At 66.0% G+C, this 20,399-nt stretch carries 14 protein-coding genes and 2 pseudogenes; 5 read left to right on the top strand and 11 right to left on the bottom strand.

Annotation, left to right across the window (positions count from 1 at the left end):
• Positions 1 to 12: 12 nt before the first annotated feature.
• The 4 genes from TEP_RS08700 to TEP_RS08690 form a co-directional block, all read right to left on the bottom strand.
• Complete coding sequence (locus TEP_RS08700) at positions 13 to 753, bottom strand: fimbria/pilus periplasmic chaperone (protein WP_132824984.1); 741 nt, start codon at positions 751 to 753, stop codon at positions 13 to 15.
• A 62-nt stretch (positions 754 to 815) separates the two neighbouring features.
• Positions 816 to 1,379 carry a fimbrial protein gene (locus tag TEP_RS08695; RefSeq protein WP_093818438.1) on the bottom strand — a complete coding sequence of 188 codons (564 nt, stop codon included), beginning with the start codon at positions 1,377 to 1,379 and terminating at the stop codon, positions 816 to 818.
• 228 nt (positions 1,380 to 1,607) lie between these two features.
• Positions 1,608 to 1,772: a hypothetical protein gene (locus TEP_RS19760; RefSeq protein ID WP_165933907.1), complete on the bottom strand. Its 165-nt coding sequence runs from the start codon at positions 1,770 to 1,772 to the stop codon at positions 1,608 to 1,610.
• Between the two features lie 98 nt (positions 1,773 to 1,870).
• Positions 1,871 to 2,560 carry a response regulator transcription factor gene (locus TEP_RS08690; protein ID WP_132824983.1) on the bottom strand — a complete coding sequence of 230 codons (690 nt, stop codon included), beginning with the start codon at positions 2,558 to 2,560 and terminating at the stop codon, positions 1,871 to 1,873.
• 119 nt (positions 2,561 to 2,679) lie between these two features.
• Between TEP_RS08690 and TEP_RS08685 the strand changes: the two genes are divergently transcribed.
• The gene (locus TEP_RS08685) at positions 2,680 to 3,339 is read left to right on the top strand and encodes a response regulator (RefSeq protein WP_132824982.1); all 660 of its coding nucleotides are present in this window, start codon (positions 2,680 to 2,682) and stop codon (positions 3,337 to 3,339) included.
• Between the two features lie 11 nt (positions 3,340 to 3,350).
• Here the strand turns inward: TEP_RS08685 and TEP_RS08680 are convergent, their stop codons facing one another.
• The 3 genes from TEP_RS08680 to TEP_RS08670 form a co-directional block, all read right to left on the bottom strand.
• The gene (locus TEP_RS08680; protein ID WP_132824981.1) at positions 3,351 to 6,716 is read right to left on the bottom strand and encodes a hybrid sensor histidine kinase/response regulator; all 3,366 of its coding nucleotides are present in this window, start codon (positions 6,714 to 6,716) and stop codon (positions 3,351 to 3,353) included.
• 46 nt (positions 6,717 to 6,762) lie between these two features.
• The gene (locus TEP_RS08675; protein WP_132824980.1) at positions 6,763 to 9,441 is read right to left on the bottom strand and encodes an ATP-binding protein; all 2,679 of its coding nucleotides are present in this window, start codon (positions 9,439 to 9,441) and stop codon (positions 6,763 to 6,765) included.
• A 131-nt stretch (positions 9,442 to 9,572) separates the two neighbouring features.
• The gene (locus TEP_RS08670; protein WP_132824979.1) at positions 9,573 to 10,742 is read right to left on the bottom strand and encodes a low temperature requirement protein A; all 1,170 of its coding nucleotides are present in this window, start codon (positions 10,740 to 10,742) and stop codon (positions 9,573 to 9,575) included.
• Positions 10,743 to 11,326: 584 nt separating this feature from the next.
• Here TEP_RS08670 and blaL1 point away from each other — a divergent pair.
• Positions 11,327 to 12,196 carry a L1 family subclass B3 metallo-beta-lactamase gene (gene blaL1 / locus TEP_RS08665; RefSeq protein WP_132824978.1) on the top strand — a complete coding sequence of 290 codons (870 nt, stop codon included), beginning with the start codon at positions 11,327 to 11,329 and terminating at the stop codon, positions 12,194 to 12,196.
• A gap of 25 nt (positions 12,197 to 12,221) precedes the next feature.
• Here blaL1 and TEP_RS19905 read toward each other — a convergent pair.
• Positions 12,222 to 12,329: pseudogene (locus tag TEP_RS19905) on the bottom strand (DUF411 domain-containing protein); the annotation flags it as partial.
• A 99-nt stretch (positions 12,330 to 12,428) separates the two neighbouring features.
• Positions 12,429 to 14,714, bottom strand: a complete 2,286-nt coding sequence (locus tag TEP_RS08655) for an FdhF/YdeP family oxidoreductase (RefSeq protein ID WP_132824977.1) — start codon at positions 14,712 to 14,714, stop codon at positions 12,429 to 12,431.
• A 212-nt stretch (positions 14,715 to 14,926) separates the two neighbouring features.
• Between TEP_RS08655 and fdhD the strand changes: the two genes are divergently transcribed.
• The gene (gene fdhD, locus TEP_RS08650) at positions 14,927 to 15,784 is read left to right on the top strand and encodes a formate dehydrogenase accessory sulfurtransferase FdhD (protein WP_132824976.1); all 858 of its coding nucleotides are present in this window, start codon (positions 14,927 to 14,929) and stop codon (positions 15,782 to 15,784) included.
• 22 nt (positions 15,785 to 15,806) lie between these two features.
• A pseudogene (locus TEP_RS19900) lies at positions 15,807 to 16,016 on the top strand (hypothetical protein); the annotation flags it as partial.
• Here TEP_RS19900 and TEP_RS08640 read toward each other — a convergent pair.
• Positions 15,976 to 16,869, bottom strand: coding sequence for a LysR family transcriptional regulator (locus TEP_RS08640; protein WP_132824975.1), 894 nt, complete (start codon positions 16,867 to 16,869; stop codon positions 15,976 to 15,978). The pseudogene TEP_RS19900 and the gene TEP_RS08640 sit on opposite strands and share 41 nt — an antisense overlap.
• Before the next feature lie 106 nt (positions 16,870 to 16,975).
• Between TEP_RS08640 and TEP_RS08635 the strand changes: the two genes are divergently transcribed.
• Positions 16,976 to 17,719 (top strand): SDR family oxidoreductase, encoded by a 744-nt coding sequence (locus tag TEP_RS08635; protein WP_132824974.1) that lies wholly within the window; start codon positions 16,976 to 16,978, stop codon positions 17,717 to 17,719.
• 127 nt (positions 17,720 to 17,846) lie between these two features.
• On the opposite strand, the gene TEP_RS08630 is transcribed toward TEP_RS08635, so the two are convergent.
• Complete coding sequence (locus TEP_RS08630; protein WP_132824973.1) at positions 17,847 to 20,198, bottom strand: GH92 family glycosyl hydrolase; 2,352 nt, start codon at positions 20,196 to 20,198, stop codon at positions 17,847 to 17,849.
• Between the last annotated feature and the right edge of the window lie 201 nt (positions 20,199 to 20,399).

The raw sequence follows: 20,399 nt of genomic DNA, 5'->3' as shown, positions 1-20,399 counted from the left end.
TGCGCGCCTGGGTCAGGGCACCAGGGAAACCTGGGTCGGCACCAACGCACCGAAGTCGTTGATGACGGTGATTGCAGCCTTCAACTCACCTGGTGGGCGCACGCTGACTCCCTCCAGCGCGAACTCGGCCTGCGAGAAGGGTGCGACCATGCCGCCGCCCTGCGTGCCCTCCTCCTTGCCATTGGCCCACAATCCGACACTGGCGAAGTTGACGTGATAGGGCGTGGGATTGTCTGCGCGCAGCAGCAGCCGGCCCGGCGCGGACTTCAGCGACCAGCGCACCTTCTGGTGCGCCAGTACCGGCTCGCCAGCCAGATTCGACGGGCGGTAGAACACCTTGATGCGGGTCCGGAAGGCGAACTGCAGGATGTTGGCAGTGCTGCCACCGGACTTCGGCGGAATCTCCAGCATGTTCAGCCAGTACAGCGTTTCGCGATCGTCGGGAAGCGAGGCGCCGGTGAACAGGATACGGGCGGTCTGCTGCTTCTTCGGGTCCAGGCGGAACACTGGGGGCGCGACCGCGAACGGCGCTTTGGCGGTGTCCGGCGTCGACTGGTCGTCGCCATCATCCAGCCATACCTGGACCAGTGCCGCGCGCTCGCCTTCGTTCATGAATTTGAGGGTGACTTCCTTGTCCTGCGCGGGGTAGACCACGCGGGTGCCACCGATCACCACCGACGCGTCGGCGGGCAGGGCGAACAGTGCGCCGAGCGCGAGGACGCCGACACAGAGCATGTGGTTGACGGAAAGCATGGGTCACCTCCAGGAGGGTGGTTCACAGGGACGCCGGCACAGGCCGGCGTCCCTGAGTGGCATCAGTTGTAGACAACCTTGTAGTTGACGTACGACTGCACGAAGCCGGGGGCAGCGGCACCGTTGACGGCGACGTACTGGCTGGCCATGTCGATTACCGCGGTGTTGTTGGCGATGGTCACCGGATCGGTCTTGAACGCCGGATCACGCAGGTCGACCACGGCGTTCTTGTACAGCACCTGGATCTGGGTATTTACGGCCGGCGCATTGGCCTCCTGGTTGCGCAGGTTGCCGTTGCCCGCATCCACCTGCCCGGCGGTTGGATCGAAGTAGAGCTCGGCGATCTTGCCGTTCTGGCAGGTACCCTGGCCCGGGCCGCCGATGACCAGCTGGAACGGGTGCAGGCCGGCGGTGTCGCCGGCCACAGCAAGCTGATTGGCCTGGACCGGGTCCATCGGCACCGTGATGTTGGTGGTGCCAATGGCGCCGGCGCCGCCTGAAATGGTGCAGGTCAGATCGGTGACCTCGCCGGTGAACTCGATGACACCCGAACCATAGGACTGGGCATTGGCGGCCGCAGCGGCCAGCAACAGGGTTGCAGCGGAAGCAATCGGGATGAGCTTCATGATGTTGAATTCTTCTTCGCAGGTGTGGTCCGCCCGAGGCGGCTGAGAGGCCCCGCCGTCGGGGAGGACGGCGGGGCCGGGAACGGGGGGACACCTGGGGAGAAGCGTCCTACCCGGCAGGCCAGTTCCCTGGCCTGCGGGAGGAATGCTAGGAATCGGGGGCGCTGGTCTCCATCGGACCGGGCCGAGTTTTCCGGCGTGGCCGCTCGCGGCCTGCGCGGTACCGCCTTACACACCATCCCGTTCGTCGTCGGCGGGGGCATGCAGGTGCCAGTGTCGACGCAGCTGGCTGCGGCGTCGCGGTGAAGCGAACAGGTAGTGATTCAGCAGTTCGAGAAAATGTGCCTGCGCGGCCGCGGGCAGCCGGGTGAAGTGCAGCAGCAGGGCAGTCAAACGGGGGTCGTCTCGAACGGGCACGTCATCACCGGGGCAAGGGAGTCATCACCGAGCCTAGGTGCACAGGCGGGCCGGTCCATCGGACCGGTCCGCAATCACTCCGAAGATCCCTCTCCAGCCACCCCCGCACGCGCATTCTGTGACGCCTGCACAAGACCATGCGCCAGCGCATACTCGAAAATGTCCGCGTCACGCTGCAATCCCAGCTTGCGCATCGCTGCTATTTTCTGTGTGCTGATCGTTTTCCGGCTACGCCCCACGCGATCGGCAATCTGCATCACGCTCAGGCCTTCAGCAAACATGCGCAGCACTTCCGACTCCCGCTTCGACAGAGCCTCGACATCCCGCGCTTCGCCATGCTCGCCGCCCTCGACGATCAGGCGCGCGATTTCTGCCGAGATGAACGATTGGCCGAGACTGGCGGCCAGCACTGCGGGCACCAGCTGCTCCAGGGGGTCGCTCTTGCTGACGATGCAGGACACCCCCGCCTGCTGGATCGAGCGCAGAACGAGCGGGCTTTCCATCCCGGTCAGCACCACCAGGCGCAAGGCCGGAAAGCGGCGCTGCAGGAACCTCAGCAACGTCACGCCATCCCCGTAGCGACCATTGGGCATGGAGAAATCGCAAACGGCCACGTCCACCGGCGTGCGGCTGAGCAGATCGACCAGCTCGGTGGAATCACGCACCAGCCCGGCGACGACCATGTCGGGGACGGCCTGCAGCAGATGCTCCATGCCGGCCAGCAGGACCGGGTGGTCGTCGGCCACGACGATGTTCAAAGGCATGCTCGCTTCCTCCGGTAATGGTGCAGCACAAAAGCGGCCGGATAGCGGCCGGCTGGCTTATAGTGGCCTGCATGATCTGCGGCAATATCTGCCGTTCCTAACACCATCAGGGTCATCCCATGTCCCATCCGATCATCCGCGTTGCCGTTGCCGACGACCATCCGGTCATCCGCATGGGCATCGAAGCTGCCATCGACGAAATCCCGACCCTGTCCTGCATCGGCGCGGTGGGCGACTCTTCTGCGCTGATCGCGCTGCTGGAACACTCTGCATGCGATGTAGTGGTGACCGACTATGCGATGCCTGGCGGCGCCTACGGCGATGGGTTGCAATTGCTTTCCCATCTGCGCACACATTTTCCCGACCTGCGCTTGATCGTCATGACCGGACTTGATCAACCGGCCATGATCCAGTCGTTGCACGCCAGCGGGATCAACCACATCCTGAGCAAGGCCGATGACACCAGCCACGTTCCGGCGGCAATCGCTGCTGCCTGGGCCAACCGCCGCTACCTGTCGCCGTCCATCGCCCAATTGTTTGCTGCTCGCGGACCCGCCCGCGCCGTCGCCGCACTGTCCCCTCGTGAGCATGAGGTTCTGGTGCTGTTCGTCTCTGGGTTGAGCATCAATGAGATTGCAACGCGGCTGGATCGCCGCAAGCAGACCATCAGTACGCAGAAGACGACCGGCATGGCCAAGCTCGGCATCGAAAGGGACGGGGATCTGTTCAAGTTCGCAAGCGAGCTGGGGCTGCGTACCGTCAGACCGGACGCGGGCTAGCCACACCCGCCTCATCCGTTCTTCTCCAGGCCCGCACGATAGGCCTCGATCAACAGACCGAGGTCGGCCAGCAACGCGTTCCTCTCGGCCTCAGGCAGGACTTGTTTCTCACGCAGCAGTCGCTCAGCGTCGCCGAAGCGCGCACCCAGCTGCTTTTCCCCCATCATCAACAACACACCCTTCAGTGCATGCAGCTGTTCCAGCAGGACCGCATCCTCGTGGTTCTCGCCTGCAGACCGCATCCGCTCCAGGTCGCGCGTACTGCTTTCCACGAACAGCGCGCGCAGCTTGAGCGGTTTGTCCTGTCCCGCTGGCGACGGCGCCTTTGGCAGGGACGGCAGCGGCTGCAGGTAGCGATCAAGCATCGCCAGCAGCCGGGCCAGATCCAGCGGCTTCAGCAACAGGTCATCAATGCCGGCGGCACGGCAGCGTTCCCGCTCGCTGGCCAGGGCAGTGGCAGTCACTGCAAGAATCGGCAGCGTCTCACCAAGGCCGCGCAATGCGCGTGCCAACTGGTAGCCATCGATGATCGGCATGTTGATGTCGGTCATCACGATGTCCCAGTTCCCTGACTGCCAACCCGCCAAGGCGACCTGGCCGTTCTCCACCGCGTCCACCAGGCAATCCAGTTCTTCCAGCTGCTGTTGGATCAGCTCGCGATTGACCGGATTGTCCTCGACGAGCAGGACCCGCCCGCGGGTCTGGCGGAGATGGGCCTTCGGCGGAACATCCTGCATCTGCGGCACAGGCAGGCGGTCTCCGCGCAGGGCCTGCAGCAGCGCCGGACTGACATAACAGGAGACATGCACCGCATCCTCACGCTGCTCGGGGGACAGCGGCCCCCTCGGATAGGCACGCACCACGCACGCGTGCCCCTGGAGCATTTCCTGCTCCTCGTTTTCAGTCCACGCACGGCGCTCGCCGAAGATCACCAGTGTGGACCCGGCTTCGCAGACCGGACCGGCCGCGGGCCGTTCGATCACCGTTGCTTCTGCCCCCCAGCGCTGCAGCAGCTGACCGATCTCCTGCCGCCACTCCTGCGCCGAAGAAAGCAACGTGATCCGGTGACCGGACAACGGCTTGTCCAGCGTTGGCGCGGCCTCACCTGGCCTCACTGGCACCTCGAGGGTGAACACGCTGCCAACGCCCAGCGTGCTCTGTACCTGGATCCGGCCACCCAGCAGCTGCGCCAGCTGCTGGCACAGCGCAAGGCCAAGTCCACTGCCCCCGTAGCGCCGCGACACGCTGGCATCGCCCTGCTGGAAGGGCCGGAACAGGGTGGCCACGTGGTCTTCGGACATTCCAATGCCCGAATCAACGACCTGCAGGCGCAGAAGCCGCTGTTGCGCAGTCCCGCCGCCAACGTCGGCGCGCACGGTAATGCGGCCAGAGGCCGTGAACTTCACCGCGTTGCTCAGCAGGTTGTTGAGGATCTGGCGGATGCGATGAACATCACCGATGAAGGTTTCTTCCAACGCCGGATCGATGGCGTAGTAGAGCTTCACATCCTTGCGCTGGGCTTCCGGGGCATACAGCAATGCCGCCTGCTCGATCAGCGGCCTCAGCGCGAATGGCAGTGGATCGATGTCCAGCTGCCCGGCTTCGATCTTCGAAAAATCCAGTACGTCGCTGATGATGGCCATCAGCGAATCAGCCGACATCCGGATCCGCTGCAGCCGCTCGTGCTGGTCAGGCTGCAGCGGTGAGCGTGCCAGCAGCTCAAGGTGGCCCAGCACGCCATTGAGCGGCGTGCGGATTTCATGGCTCATCGTCGCCACGAATGCGGTCTTGGCACGACTGGCGGCCTCAGCCGCCTCGCGCGCACGCTCTGAATCCTGGCGTGCCTGCTGCAGCGTATGCTGGAGTTCCACCTGCGCGGTTGCATCGCGCAGCGCACATACCCAGACCGCCTGATCGTGGTACTGCGCGGCGGCCAAGGCAATCTGCAGCTGGCGGGCATGCTCGGTACCTGCGTCCAGCGCCCAGTCGAACTCTCCCCCGCGGGCGGGAAGGCCACGCGCGTTGGCGATGAGCTGGGCGTAGAGCTCGGGAACGTCTCCGTCGTCGTCAGCGTCACCGCCAGCCAACGCCCGTGCCACCTGATTCTGCAGCAATGGCGCGCCGTCGCCCCGGCGCAGCAGGGCCAGGCCCACCGGCGCGGTGCCTATGATCGCCTGGCTCAGCGCTTCGCTCTCGTACACCCGCGAGGCATCCGCCAATGCTGGCGCGAAGACGCGGCGATCCATGCGCCACAACAGCATCCACAGCGCCGCCAGGATCAGCACAGCGGTAAATATCCGCAGCAGAATGGCCACGTGCTGCTCGCGCCAGAGATCTGACCAGCTGTAAAGATGGGTCAGCCGCCAGTCGACGCCTCGCAGCGAACCACTGACCAGGAAACGGCCGTCATGGTACTGACGCTGTCCAGCATCGGCACGCACGTTCACCAGCACGGAAGCCAGTGAGCCAGGCAACTGCGCAAGTGGCCCGCCGGCCAGCACCACGCGCCCTTCACCGGTGCTCACCACGTAGCTGCCAGGATCGGCCGCTTCCAGCCGGCTCTTGATATTGTCGATCGATTCGAATACAACGCGACGGAAGTACGGCGCATCTGAACGGGCCATGGTCATCACACCGATCAACGAGGTCTGCCCGTTGAGCGGATTGTCACCAAGGAAGGACACCAGGCGGCGCCCCTGCGCCGCGCTCACCACCGGTCCGGGCGTCGGCACCTGCCCGCGCACGGCCGACTCGGTCCGCATCAGTCGTTCGAACGCCTGTGCGCGGGTCGGCACCTGCAGCGTCTGCAGCAGCTGTGCTTCGTCGACCACGCCGGCCACCGCCAGCAGCCGCCCCTTGGGCTCATACGCGAACATCGTGACCGGCCTCTGGCTCTGCAGGGCGGTGACGGTTGCGGCGGTATACGCCGAATATTCGTGCAGCATGCCAAGGTAGGCCTCGAGTTCGGCCCGCGGCAACGGCTGCGACGGATTGCCCAGCACCAGCCACGGCACCGAAGCACGACCTTCGGCGCGTACCAGCAACTGCTGCCCTCCGCTCTGGAAAGCTCCCAGCAGCGGAGCACCCAATCGCCGCAGTTCATCCTGTTGATCGGTCCACAGCGCGTCGTTGGCGTTGATGCTGCTGGCATAGGCGCGGTCACGCTGGAACAGGAAGTAGTCCAGCGCGGACTGCGCTTCCTGGAAGGTCTGCCGCTCGCGCGAGTGGAACGCACCGATGCCACCGACCAGACTCGCCACGGCGGTCAGCACGATCAAGATGCTGATCAGTCCACCTCCACCGAACAGCAGCCGTCGCTGCAGCCTGCGCAGGGCCTGGATCTGGTTGGCGGGTGCGGCAGGTGCGACCGGTTGCATGGCATGTTCCCCTGGTGATGTCGTGCGCTGGCGCCCGTGCATGAATCTAGTCCAAGCCCTGCCCGCCCGCCAGCATTCGCGGCGTGGCGTGGACTGGCGCCAGCAGCGCCTGCAGCAGGGACTCCCCGGAGTAGCAGGATACGCGCCAGGTGCCTCCCCGTCGCTGGGCACGCAGTGGTCCATCGGCGCTCACCCGCACCAGGCACCGTCCTTCACACCAGCGCTGCAGTCCGGGCGTGGGCCCACGTTCGAATACCACCAGCGCGGCATCCATGTCGCAGTCGTCGTAGGCAAGCTGGGCAACATCGGCGATCACCTGTACCTGCGCACCCCAGGCCCGCAGGCGTCGGCTCAACTCGTCGCGCCACCCCGGTGCGGCCGATGCGAGGATCACGCTGCGCCCGGTCAAGGGCAGCGGCGAAACCCCGGCAATGCGTTCCACCGGCACGGAAAACGCGAACACACTGCCGACCGCCGGCGTGCTGCGCGCGTGGATCTCACCCCCCATCCGCTGGCACAGCTCCCGGCACAGGGACAGGCCAAGCCCGGAGCCTCCGAAACGGGTGATGATGCTGGCATCGGCCTGGACGTAGGGCTGGAACAGCCGCTCCAGCTGTGTCGGACTCAAGCCGATGCCCGAATCGGCCACCTCCACCTGCAGCGAAAGCGCCTCTCCCTCGCCATTCACCCGTACCCGCAGGTCGATACGACCGGACAGCGTGAACTTGACCGCGTTGCTGACCAGATTGCGCAGTACCTGCTCGACGCGGGCCTGCGGACCCTTTACCTGCCCCGGAACGGCCCCATCCACCGACAGATCGAGCACCAGCCCCTTGGCCTCGGCCAGCGGCGAGAACAGCACGGCGACACGCTCCAGCAGCACGATCGGCTCGAACACTTCTGCCTGCAGTTCAAGCTGCCCCGATTCGGCACGGGAGAAGTCGAGCACGTCGTTGATGATCTGCAGCAGCGAGTCGGCCGACTGGTTGATGCGGCGAAGGCGGGCCCGCTGGTCCTCGTCAAGCGAGGATCGCCCAAGCAGTTCGAGGTGCCCGAGGATGCCATGCAGGGGCGTGCGGATCTCGTGGCTCATCGTCGCCAGGAATGTCCCCTTGGCGCGGCTTGCCGCTTCGGCAGCTTCGCGCGCCTGGGCCTGCTGCTGCTCCAGTTCCACCCGCGCGCTCAGGTCACGCAACGCGCACAGTAATACATCGCGACCCTGGTAGGTAGCGCCCACGGCGCCGACCAGCAACTGCCGGGCAGATGTCTTGTTGTTTGCTGGGATCGGCAGTTCGAACTCCACTGGTTCGAGGGACGCTGCGGCGGCGGATTCGCACTCGGTGGCCATCTGTACCAGCTGCAGATACAGCGGTATGCCGCTGCGCTCTGCCGCCGCTGCATAGTGGCGCATCAACTCGTTCTGCAGGACGGCGCTGGCCTCCCGGCGGTCGATCAGGCACAGCCCGACGGGCGACAACTGGATAAGCGAGCGGCTGAGCTGCTCACCCTGGTAGACGCGCGCCGCACGTGCCAGCGCCGGGCCGAATATGCGCCAGTGCAGCCACGCAAGCAGCACCCACAGGCCGAGCATCAACCCGCCACCTGACAGCGCAGCCGCCAGGTAGAGGCGCCAGCCATCGCGGGCGATGTCCATCAGGCAGTACGTATTGATGAGCAACCAATCGGTACCGGCAATGGGCAGCGCTTGGTAGAAGCGCGGGCCCTGTCGCACCGCCATCACCGAATCGCCGCGCTGCTGGCTACTGCGCAGTGCGCGCGCGACGGATGCCAGAGGCAAGTCCTCGGCATCGGCCGTTCCGGCAACCACGCCACCATCGGCGGTTACCACGAACGAGGCACCTCTGTCCGCTACGGCCATCACCCGCGCCAAGCGGTGGGTTGGCTCCAAGGTCACGAACGTCCCGATCGCGCCCTTTCTGTCATGGGCCAGGAGCCGCACCGCAATGGCGGCTGCCCCAGTCACTGGATGGCGTACAAGGGCGATCTGCATCGGGCTTTCAAGCGTCTGCAGCGCGTGCGGGGCGTGCCCGCTCCGCACCGCCGGCTCCGACAGCTGCTGCAGATGCCGGAACAACTGCGCGCGATGCCCCGCGTTGGTCGCAGCCAGCAGGCGTTGTTCGGTCAGCCCGTCGCCCAGCACAAGAAACTGATGGCTGGGGTCGAAGAAGAAGCCACTGGCGGCCGTTTCCGCTTCCGTGTCCGAGGCGCTCAGCCGGCGTATCACCGACAACGAATGGGCCAACGTGAGATAGCGATCCAGGCGCGCCAAAGGCCAATGGTCGGTGCCTACACCCAGTACCATCTGTGGCGCGCTCTCCGGCCCAGCGTTGACGATCATCCGCTGGCCGCCGGCAAGGTAGCGCTGCCGTTCTGCCAACCGAGTCGCGGCATCGCTGTCCGGACGATGCCGCCAGGCGTACTCGGCCATGTTCAGCATGCGCTGGTGGGCAGCGTCGGCCGCGACCAGATGCGCCTCCACTGCGGCATGGGTGCGCTGCAGGGCTTCCAGTCGACGGGTCTGGAAGCCGCTGGCCTGCAGCAGGACCAGCGCGACCATCCCGGCAAGAATGGCAAGACTGAGCAGGCAGCCACCCCACAGCAGCACGCGGTGCTGATAGAGCCGCAGCGCGCTGACGTCGCAGTCCTCGTCGCCAGGGGGCTTGCGTCCACGCAACGTAAGTGGGAGGAAGGGGAACCAGTGCATGTGGGGGGCAGGCAGCGACACCGGCTCAGAACGACGCCGGCGGCCTCCTGGGTAACGGCCTGTGATGGGATCACGAGGCTATCGGCGCCCTGGGATCCTCCCCATAGGACCGGGCTGAGTTCTGTGGCTGATCACTCCAGGTGCTTGCGTTTCAACCGTGTATCGGCCAGCCCCACCGCCAGCAGCACGATGCTGGTCAGCCACCCAGCGGCCAGCAGGTGCATCCATGGCAGCACGAAGCCGAGCACGACCAGAGCCCCTGCCCCCACCAGGTGCGAGCGCGGCACGCGGCCGTAGACCGCCCGCTTGTACAGTGCGCTGCCCAGCAGGTAGATCAACGGCCCCGCTGCCAGCATCGCGGCATACGGCAGGGTCACCCTCGCCTCCGGTTCGTCCATCACCAGGTCGTTGCCGACGGCGGTGGCGATGATGCCGGCGATCAGCAGCGCGTGCACGTAGTGGAAGTAGGCGCCGATGCGGCCCGGGTCGTCGGAACGGGTGATGGTGTCGGTGGCGTCGCGGCTGGAGATGCCGAAGTACAGCCACCACATCGCGATCGTGCCGGCGAAGGTCGCCAGCACCGCCGACACCACCTCGCCACTCCAGTGCTCCACCTCGCTCAGCACGCCGCCGGTTGCCAGCAACGTCTCACCCAACGCGACGATCACGAACAACTGGCAGCGCTCGGCCAGGTGCCCACCTTCGATGGTCCACTCGCGGGTACGCGAACGGCCGAGGCCCGGAAACGCGAAGCCGAACATCGGCGAGATGTACTCGCAGGCGACCGCCACCGCCCACAGTACCAGCCGCGCATTGCCCTCGACCGCTGCACCGGCCAGCCAGAAGCAGGCCGAAACGCTGACCCAGGCCAGCATGCGCCTGAAGTTGGCGGCCAGCGGGTGCGCGCGCCCCACTTCCAGCAGCACGAACAGCGTCCGCCCCACCTGCATCGTGGCGTAGGCACCGGCGAATATCCAGGCGCGACCGGCAAAGGCTTCCGGGATGGACGAAGACATCAGCAGCGCCAGCAGCATCGTGACGAACAACAGGCCACGGATACGCGGCGCCTCCGGGTCGAACCAGTTGCTGACCCAGCACGCGTACTGCCAGCCAAGCCAGACCGCAAACCACAGCACCAGCGTCTGCAGCACGTCCAGCAGGCCCAGGTGGTGCAGCAGGTGGTGGCTGAGCTGGGTGACGGCGAACACATAGACCAGGTCGAAGAACAGTTCTTCGTAGGTCACCCGTGCATGATGGCCGTCGCGACGACGCAGGGCAGGAAGACGGGGCGTTGCCGGCATCACGGATCCTCGGTTCAGCGGCCCAGCCGCCAGAAGATGACACCGGCCACCAGCGCCGGCACGGCAAACACCAGCAGCAGGATCGGCAACTCCTCACGCACCGTATAACCCGCCCGGGACCCCCACCCACATGTTGGCCACCGATACCAGCAGCCAGGTGCCGATGAAGGCCGACCCCCACCCACATGTTGGCCACCGATACCAGCAGCCAGGTGCCGATGAAGGCCAACAGCGCCGTTGGCAGCTGCGAACCACCTGTGCTCCAGAGCCTGCCGAACAGCGCGAAGACGGCCAGCAGCAGGAACCCAGCGACGATCACCAGAAGCACGTGCATGGTCACTCTCCCCGATTGTGCAGTGCATCCTATCTGCGGCGGAGTATGCGCTGCAGAGGGTGATCATGGAATCACCTTCCCGGGGCGGCGAACAATGCCATTGACCGCCGCCGGGAGCCGGCGGGCGCCTACGCTGGGATAGCAGTACCGCTACTGAGACATGGCGCCTTATGGGTGCCATGAATTCTATGCGTGACGCGACGAAGAAGGCCCATGCTAGTTTCTGGGCCTCCTTCATCGGTGTCCTCCCATGCGCTTGCAGACCCTCGCCATCACGCTCGCTGCCCTGCTTCCCGCTGCGGCTTCTGCCGCCGAGCCGACGCTTCCACAGCTGCGTGCCTACACCGTGGATGCCTCCTGGCTGCAGCCGATGGCGCCGCTGCAGATTGCCGACCACACCTGGCAGATCGGCACCGAAGACCTGACCGCGCTGCTGGTGCAGACGCCGCAGGGCGCGGTACTGCTCGACGGCGGCATGCCGCAGATGGCCGACCACTTGCTGCGCAACATGAAAGCGCGCGGCGTTGCGCCGCAGGATCTGCGCCTGATCCTGCTCAGCCATGCCCACGCCGATCACGCCGGCCCGGTTGCTGCGCTAAAGCGCAGTACCGGTGCGCAGATCGTCGCAAATGCCGAATCTGCGGTGCTGCTGGCACGTGGCGGCAGCAACGACCTGCACTTCGGCGACGACATCACCTATCCGCCGGCAACGGCGGACAGGATCATCATGGACGGCGAGGTGGTCTCGCTCGGTGGCGTCGACTTCACCGCGCACTTCGTGCCCGGCCATACCCCGGGCAGCACCGCCTGGACCTGGACCGACACCCGGGGCGGCAAACCAGTGCGCATGGTCTATGCCGACAGCCTGAGTGCGCCGGGCTATCAGCTGCAGGCCAACCCGCGCTACCCGCACCTGATCGAGGACTATCGCCGCAGCTTCACCACGGTGCGCGCCCTGCCCTGCGACGTCCTGCTGACTCCGCATCCCGGCGCCAGCGGCTGGAACTACGCAGCGGGCACATCGGCAGGAGCCAAGGCAATGACCTGCCAGGACTACGCCGACACGGCCGAACGCAATTTCGACGCGCAGTTGAAGAAGCAACGCGAAAAGCAGCGTTGACCAGGCGCGGCGTTGACCCGCCGTTGGCCGGAATATGGCCTTCCACCACATAGCCACCGATCTCGGCGGTATGGCAGGACGCCTTGCCGGCCGGTACGCCGAGGCGCTGCTTGACCGGATGCAGTTCCTCGGATGGCCACCCTACAACGCCAAGGGCTGGACCCGGATGGTGCCGGTGCTGCTGGATGGCAGCATCGTGCTGAGCGACAACGAGCAATTGTAGGATCGGCGCCTACGCGGGCACCTCGACCTGCGCGCGCATCCGTACCGGAATGGATTTCGCCGCGGGCGTGCCGCTGATCCGATCGTGGTAGTCCAGCGGCAGTAGCGGGTTCAACTCCGGGTAGTAGCCCGCCAAAGCACCGCGCGGCATCGGATAGTCAAGCACGGTCAGGCCTTCGATGCGCCGCGTCACGCCATCGTCGCTGATCGTTTCCAGGCTCACCAGGGCTTCCTTGCCGAGCCCGCGCGCCAGACGGTCTTCGATGTTCATGAACACCACCATGCGGTCGTTGTACACGCCCCGGTAGCGGTCGTTGTAGCTGTAGATGGTGGTGTTGTACTGATCGTGCGAACGCACCGTGGCCAGCCGCAGCATCTCCGGGTCATCGACTACCGTGTTCACTTCCAGGCCCGGCATGACGAGGATGTTCGCCTTGCCGTTCGGGGTCGGCCACACGCGTCGGCGCGGTGGAATATCCAGATGGAAGCCATGCAGTGCCTGGATGCGCTCGTTGAAGCCGGCATAGATGTCCGGATAGACGGCGGCGATCAGGTCACGGATCGGGCCGTAGTCGTGCATGTACGCGGCCCAGTCCACCTTGCTGTCCGGCAACGTTGCCATCGCCATCCGGCAGACGATCTCCACCTCCGGCAGCACGTGGTCGCTGGCCGGCTCCAGCACGCCGCGCGACGCCGTCACGTTGGACATCGCATCTTCGATGGTGACGAACTGCTCGCCCTTCGGCGTGCGGATCCACTCCGAGCGCGCCACCACCGGCAGGATCAGCGCGTCGCGACCGTGCACAAGATGCCCCCGGTTGAGCTTGGTGGCGATGCCCACGGTCAGTTCCAGTCTGCGCATGGCCTGGTAGGCGCGCTCGGTATCGGGCACGGCATGGATGAAGTTGCCGCCCATGCCGATGAACACCTTGGCACTGCCATCGAGCATCGCCGCGATCGACTCGACCACATGGTGGCCGTGCTCGCGCGGCGGATCGAAACCAAACACCTGCTGCACGCGATCCAGGTAGCGCGCCGTGGGCTTCTCGTCGATGCCGACGGTGCGGTCGCCCTGCACGTTGGAATGGCCACGGATCGGACCGATACCCGCGCCCGGCTTGCCGAAATTACCGCGCAGCAACAACAGGTTGGCCACCTGCTGCAGCAGCCGCGACCCCTGCTGGTGCTGGGTCAGGCCCATGCCATAGCAGATGACCGTCGCCTGCGAACGGATGTAGATCTCCGCGCAGCGCCGGATCTGTTCCTGCGCGATGCCCGACACCCGCACGATCTCATCCCAGTCCTGCGCCAGCACGTCCTCGCGCAGCGCCTCCAGGCCAACGGTGTGTTCAGCCAGGAAGGCATGATCCAGTACTGACTCACCCTGTGCCTCGCGCTCGAACATCACCTTCATCATGCCCTTGATCAGCGCCAGGTCGCCGCCGATGCGGACGTGCACGAACTCGCTGGTGATCTCGGTGGAACCAAACGTGGCCATCTGCACCACGTCCTGCGGTTCGGTGAAGCGGATCAGGGCACGCTCCGGCATCGGGTTGACCGCCACGATCGGCACGCCGCGCTTGCGCGCTTCCACCAGGTTGCTCATCATCCGCGGCGAGTTGGTGCCGGTGTTCTGGCCCATCACGAAGATCGCCTCGGCGTGTTCGAAGTCGTCCAGCACGATGGTGCCCTTGCCCACGCCTATCGCCGGTGGCAGGCCACGGCTGGTCGGCTCGTGGCACATGTTCGAGCAGTCCGGGAAATTGTTGGTGCCGAACTCGCGCACGAAGATCGAATACAGGAACGCCGCCTCGTTGGGCGTGCGGCCGGAGGTGTAGAACTCGGCCTGGTCGGGGTTGTCCAGCGCCTGCAGATGACGGCCGATCAGCGCGAACGCCTCGTCCCATTCGCACGGCACGTAGTGATCGGTGGCGGCGTCGTAGCGCATCGGCTCGGTCAGCCGGCCCTGCTGCTCCAACCAGTAGTCGGTCTGCGCCATCAGCTCGGTGACGGTGTACTGAGCGAACAGCTCACGGGTCACCCGGTGCTGGGTCGCTTCCCAGGCCAGGGCCTTGGCACCGTCCTCGCAGAATTCCAGCTTTTTGCGGTGGTCGGCATCGGGGAACGCGCAGCTGGGGCACTTGAATCCGCCCGGCTGGTTCATCGCCAGCAGCGCCTTGGATCCTTTGCCGATCACGCTCTGCTGCAGCAGCACCTTGGCGGTCGCACCGGCGGCCCCCCAGCCGCCTGCCGGTTGGTTGTAGGGCTTGTAACGCGGCGGCTTCTGTTCGGACATGGTCGGGAACCTGCGTTGGTGGAGTGCCTGCCTGCAGTGCCGGGACCACGCCCGGCTGCCGTGGCCAGTCAAGCACGCCGGCCACCTCGGCGCCATAGCCCGGCTCGGGTACAGCAGCCTGCCATGGCAACGGTTACCGCCGCGTCTTCACTGGATGGCTGCGCTATCCTCCGGGCGTAGCCTGCCCTTCTGCTTTGCCCAGGATGTGCCGCATGCCCGGATCGACGTTGCCTTCGCCCCCGCCCGCCGGCACGGCCCTGCGCACGCTGCAGCGCTGGCGCAGTACGGGGCAGGAGCAACGGGTGGATACGATCGCTGAAGAAGTGCCGGTGGCGATGCGTTACAACGGCGCGGCCTTTGCGGTGATGATGGCCACGCCGTGCGACCTGGAGGATTTCGCGCTGGGCTTCTCGCTCAGCGAAGGGTTGATCGAGCGTCCTGATCAGTTGCTGTCCATCCAGCTGCAGCCACAACTGGAGGGCATCGAACTGAATATGAGCGTTTCTGCCGACGCACCCGGCGCTGCACTGGATCCGGACAACGGACGCCTGCTGCCGGGTCGCGGCGGCTGCGGGTTGTGCGGTGCACGCCAGCTGGAGGACGTGCTGCGTTTGCTGCCTCCGGTAAAAGACCGCCGCTCCTATCAGACGGCCGCACTGCAGCGGGCATTGGCTGGGCTGGCCCTGCGCCAGCCGATGAATGCTGCCAGTGGTTCGACCCATGCAGCGGCCTGGGCCGATGCCAGCGGCCGCATCGGCTGGGTGCGCGAAGACGTCGGCCGCCACAATGCGCTGGACAAGCTGATCGGTGCACTGCACCACAACGAACACAGCATCGCTGGCGGCCTGCTGGTGGTGTCCAGCCGTGCCAGCTACGAAATGGTCAGCAAGGCGGCGCGCGCCGGTGCCAGCGTACTGGCCGCCGTCTCGGCCCCCACTGCGCTGGCAATCGACCTGGCCCGCAGTGCCGGCCTGTGCCTGGTAGGCTTCGCCCGCGAAGGGGGATTCAACGTGTATACCCACCCGGAGCGGCTGCAGGGGGATGGCCTGCACGGGCATCCGCCTGCTTGATGGTGCCCTCAGCGTTCAGCGCCGCCATCGACGCGCCCTGCCGCTGTGCGTGGCCCTGGCGGGCGCGATCCTGCTGCTGTCCGCTTCGCTGTACCTGCCATTGAAGCAATCGCTGCTCTGGCACGGCGCTGCCACCGCCTGCGGGGGGATGCTGGCCACCGCACATCTGCGCAACCGGCGGGCGCTGGGGACTAGCCGCTCTGCTCGAACACAGCCGCCACCCAGTCGATGAACACCCGCAGCCGCGGCGATGGCGTGCGGTTGCGCAGATAGACCAGGCTGACCGGGCTCGGTGTGGGTGGCATCCCGGGCAACAGCTCCAGCAACTGCCCGCACGCGATGTAAGGGTCCATCCGGTAACGCGGTGCCTGGATGATGCCCAACCCGGCCAACGCGGCACCGAGGAAGGCGTCGGCACCGGACACCCGCACGCGTGCCGGCAGTGGCACTTGGCGAACCTGCCCACCCTGCTGAAACTCCAGCGGAATGAGCTGGCCGGTGGCGCTGGAACGGTAGCCGACCATCTGGTGTCCCGCCGCCAGCGATGCGATGTTCTCCGGCCGCCCGTGTGCCTGTACGTAAGCGGGCGACGCCACCGTGACCTCGCGCAGCAACGCCAGGCGCCGTGCGGCCAGATCGCTGTCGGCCAGGGCGCCCACGCGGATGGCCCCATCCACCCCCTCGCGCAGCAGGTCGACATAGCGGTCGCCCTCGCTGACCTCCAATTCGATGTCCGGGTATCGCTGCAGGAAATCCGGCAGATGCGGAAACAACAGGTGGCGCCCCAGCGTACCGTGCACCTCGATGCGCAGCGGCCCGCGTGGCGGCACGTCACGGAATGCAGCTTCGGCATCGTCCATGTCCGCGATCAGGCGCAGACAGCGGCCGTAGAAGGCCTCGCCTTCCAGCGTCGGCACCACCACGCGCGTGGTCCGGTGCAGCAGGCGCACGCCCAGACGCTGCTCCAGTGCTTTGATCGCGTCGGTCACCGTAGCCCGCGGCAGCCCCAGGTCTTCGGCGGCACGGCTGAAGCTGCGGCGCTCGACGATCCGCACGAACGCACGCAGGGCGGTGAATCTGTCCATTGTTCGGGCAGCCGGATGATATTTCCGGATTATCCATGATTATCCGCGACGGCGGAGAGACGAAGATGGCCGTGCGCCGTGCCGGCGCGCCCTTCTGGAATCCGCCATGACTTCCTCTGCTTCCCGCTCTGTCGCCCTGGTCACCGGGGGCTCCCGTGGCATCGGCGCTGCCATCTCGCGCCGTCTGGCCGCCGACGGCCATGCCGTGGTGATCAACTACGCCGGCCGCCGTGCTGAGGCCGAAGCACTGGCTGCCGAATTGACCGCCAGCGGAGGGCATGCCATCGCCCTGCAGGCCGATGTCGCCGACCCGCAGGCGGTGCACGCGCTGTTCGACGCCATCGAGGCAAGCTTCGGTGGCCTCGATGTGGTGGTCAACAGTGCAGGCGTGCTGCAGCTGGCCGCCCTGGCCGACAGCGATGATGCCCTGTTCGACCGCGTGATCGGCATCAACCTCAAGGGTGCATTCAACGTGCTGCGCGAGGCCGCGCGGCGCGTGCGCGACGGTGGCCGCATCGTCACCCTGTCCACCAGCGTGGTTGGCATCAAGCTGGAAAACTACAGCGTGTATGCCGCCAGCAAGGCCGCGGTGGAGACCATGGGCGCGATTCTCAGCAAGGAACTGCGTGGGCGCGGCATCACCGTGAACGCAGTGGCGCCCGGGCCGACCGCCACCGATCTGTTCCTGGACGGGAAGTCGCCGGAACTGATCGATCGGCTGGCGAAGATGAATCCGTTGGAGCGGCTGGGTACGCCGGAAGACATCGCCGGCGCGGTGGCGTTCCTGGCCGGTGCCGATGGCGGCTGGATCAATGGCCAGGTGCTGCGTGCCAATGGTGGGATGGTGTAGCAGCGTGCCAACCAAGGTTGGCATCTACCAAGGGCGCTGCAATGCGGTGTGCGCGGTTCCGGTAGACGCCAACCTTGGTTGGCGCCGCCCCTCAACCGCCGGGCATGGCCCGGCGCTACCGTGGGTGTTACCGGGTCATCGAATACGGTGCCTGCGCGCCCTGCCCCGGCCAGTCCTTGTTCGGTTCGGCCTGCATGGTGAAGTGCAGCTCGCCACCGGCCAGGATCTCATCATGGCGCAGGAACGTGCGCTGCAACGGCGTGCCGTTGAGGGTCACGCTGCCGACATAGGTGTGCTTGTCGTCCAGTCCTTCGGCCACGATGGTGAAGGTCTTGCCGTTGGGCAGCCGCATTGCGGTCTTCGGCAGGAACGGGCGGCCGAGGATGTACTCGCCCGAGCCCGGCGCTACCGGGTAGAAACCCAGCGCGGTGAACACGTACCACGCCGACATCTGGCCCACGTCATCGTTGCCGGCCAGGCCATCGGGCCGATCGGCATACTGTGTGTCCATGATCTGCTTCAGGCGTGCCTGGGTGCGCCACGGCTGGCCGGCATGCGCGTACAGGTAGGCCACATGGTGGCTGGGCTCGTTGCCATGCGCATACCAGCCGATCAGGCCGGTGATGTCTTCCATGTGCTCGAAGACGGCCGGATCGACCTTCGCGTTGAACACTTCATCCAGGCGCGCCAGCAGCTTGTCACTGCCACCATGCGCTGCGGCAAGGCCGGCCACATCCTGCGGCACGTACCATGAGTACTGCCACGCGTTGCCTTCGGTGTAGTCGGTGCCGTAGCCACTGGCGCTGGGGTCGAACGGCGTACGGAAGCTGCCATCGCGCTTGCGCGCCCGCATGAAGCCGGTGTCCTTGTCGAAGGCGTTGCGCCAGTTGCCCGCGCGTTTGTCGAAGGTTGCGGCCACATCGGTCTTGCCCATCGCCTGCGCCATGCGCGCGATGGTCCAGTCATCGAATGCGTATTCCAGCGTCTTGCTGGCCGCTTCACCTTCTTCGTCGATCGGCACGTAGCCCAGCTCACGGTACTGCGCGATGCCATCGTACGGGCCGTAGTTGGCGGTCTGCACCATCGCCTTCAGCGCCTTGTCGGCATCGAAGCCACGGATGCCCTTCACGTAGGCATCGGCGATCACCGGCACCGCGTGGTAGCCGATCATGCACCAGTCTTCCAGACCGTGGAACGACCACACCGGCAGCATGCCGTAAGGGCTGTGCTCATGATGGGCCAGCATCGAATTGACGAAATCGCTGTTGCGCTTCTCCGGCTGCACCAGGGTCAGCAGCGGATGCAGCGCACGGTAGGTATCCCACAGCGAGAACGTCGAATAATTCGTATAGCCCTTGGCCTGGTGCACGGCATTGTCGGAGCCGCGGTACTGGCCGTCGGTATCCATGAACAGCGTCGGCCCCAGCAGCGTGTGGTACAGCGCGGTGTACGCGCTGCGACGCGCGTGTTCGGGTGCATCGATATCCAGCACCGACAGCGCCTGCGTCCATTCCTGCCGCGCCTGCGCGCGCACACGGTCGAAATCGAAGTCGGCCACTTCGGCATCGAGATTGGCGATGGCGCCCGCCTCGCTGACCGGCGAAATGGCCACCTTCACCACCAGCGGTGCATCCAGCTTGCCGAAGTCGAAGGTGCCCACCAGCTGCCGCCCCTCGATCTGCGCGCGCTGCGCCGGGTCCTTCTCGCCCGGGGGCGCAAAGCCCTTGTAGACGATGTCCTGTTCGGTGTTGTGCAGCGCGTGACTGGCCAGCGGCCGCGAGAAGCGCATCGCGAAGTACAGCTGGCGACCGGCGGCCCAACCGCGGGTCTCGCGGAAACCGGTGATAGTGCCATCGCCGCGCACGCGCACCCGCGACCACAGGATCTTGCCCGGGTAGTCGTACATGCTGGTGCGCATGTCCAGCAGCACCTTGGCCTCGGTGCCCTTCGGGAACGCATAGCGATGCACGCCCACGCGTGCGCTGGTGGTCAGCTCGGCGCGCACTTTGTAGTCGTCCAGGGTGACCGCGTAGTAGCCCGGCTCGGCCTTCTCGTCGTCGTGGCGGAAGCGCGAGGCGTAACCGCTGCGTGGCTTTTCGGGGTCGCCGCGCTCCAGGCCAGGGTTGCCGGTGAACGGCATCAGCAGGATATCGCCCAGGTCGGAATGACCGGTGCCGGAAAAGTGCGTGTGCGAGAAACCGACGATGCTGCTGTCGTCGTAACGGTAGCCCGCCGCCCAGCCGTAGGCCTTCTCGCGCGGCTGGATGCGCGTGTCCGGGCTGAGCTGGACCATGCCGAACGGCACCGTTGCGCCGGGGTAGGTATGCCCCTCACCGCCGGTGCCAATGAAGGGATCGACCGAGGCATAGGCCTTGTCGGCGGCGGTCTTGGCCGGGGCGGCCGTAGCCAGGCCGGAGGCGAACATCGCCGCGGCGGCGACAGCGATCAGGAGACGACGGTCCAGCGTGGGCATCGGCATTTGGATCGATTTAGGTGGTGGTCAGATCCTAGCACCGGGGTGACGGTGTCGCATGCTGCAGTGCGGATGCCGCCTTCAACGCATGCGTCTGCAACCGATTGGATGGATCGACACTGGAATTGAAGGGATGCTGCCAAGGCTGGCAGGCCCATTTCGATGCGAACGCGCAAGCGGTTGTCGGAATGGGCACTACCGAGAAAA

The sequence above is a fragment of the Stenotrophomonas sp. TEPEL genome (genome assembly GCF_004348785.1).
Lineage (GTDB): Bacteria > Pseudomonadota > Gammaproteobacteria > Xanthomonadales > Xanthomonadaceae > Stenotrophomonas > Stenotrophomonas indicatrix.
The sequence above is the reverse complement of the archived record's forward strand: the minus strand, read 5'-3'. Positions and strand labels throughout refer to the sequence as shown.

Coding starts and splice junctions, on each gene's coding strand:
- TEP_RS08685 (WP_132824982.1), top strand. CDS start 2,680: ATGTCCCATCCGATCATCCGCGTTGCCGTTGCCGACGACCATCCGGTC.
- TEP_RS08670 (WP_132824979.1), bottom strand. CDS start 10,742: ATGCCGGCAACGCCCCGTCTTCCTGCCCTGCGTCGTCGCGACGGCCAT.
- TEP_RS08700 (WP_132824984.1), bottom strand. CDS start 753: ATGCTTTCCGTCAACCACATGCTCTGTGTCGGCGTCCTCGCGCTCGGC.
- TEP_RS08680 (WP_132824981.1), bottom strand. CDS start 6,716: ATGCAACCGGTCGCACCTGCCGCACCCGCCAACCAGATCCAGGCCCTG.
- TEP_RS08655 (WP_132824977.1), bottom strand. CDS start 14,714: ATGTCCGAACAGAAGCCGCCGCGTTACAAGCCCTACAACCAACCGGCA.
- TEP_RS08695 (WP_093818438.1), bottom strand. CDS start 1,379: ATGAAGCTCATCCCGATTGCTTCCGCTGCAACCCTGTTGCTGGCCGCT.
- TEP_RS08640 (WP_132824975.1), bottom strand. CDS start 16,869: ATGGACAGATTCACCGCCCTGCGTGCGTTCGTGCGGATCGTCGAGCGC.
- blaL1 (WP_132824978.1), top strand. CDS start 11,327: ATGCGCTTGCAGACCCTCGCCATCACGCTCGCTGCCCTGCTTCCCGCT.
- TEP_RS08635 (WP_132824974.1), top strand. CDS start 16,976: ATGACTTCCTCTGCTTCCCGCTCTGTCGCCCTGGTCACCGGGGGCTCC.
- TEP_RS08675 (WP_132824980.1), bottom strand. CDS start 9,441: ATGCACTGGTTCCCCTTCCTCCCACTTACGTTGCGTGGACGCAAGCCC.
- TEP_RS08690 (WP_132824983.1), bottom strand. CDS start 2,560: ATGCCTTTGAACATCGTCGTGGCCGACGACCACCCGGTCCTGCTGGCC.
- fdhD (WP_132824976.1), top strand. CDS start 14,927: ATGCCCGGATCGACGTTGCCTTCGCCCCCGCCCGCCGGCACGGCCCTG.
- TEP_RS08630 (WP_132824973.1), bottom strand. CDS start 20,198: ATGCCGATGCCCACGCTGGACCGTCGTCTCCTGATCGCTGTCGCCGCC.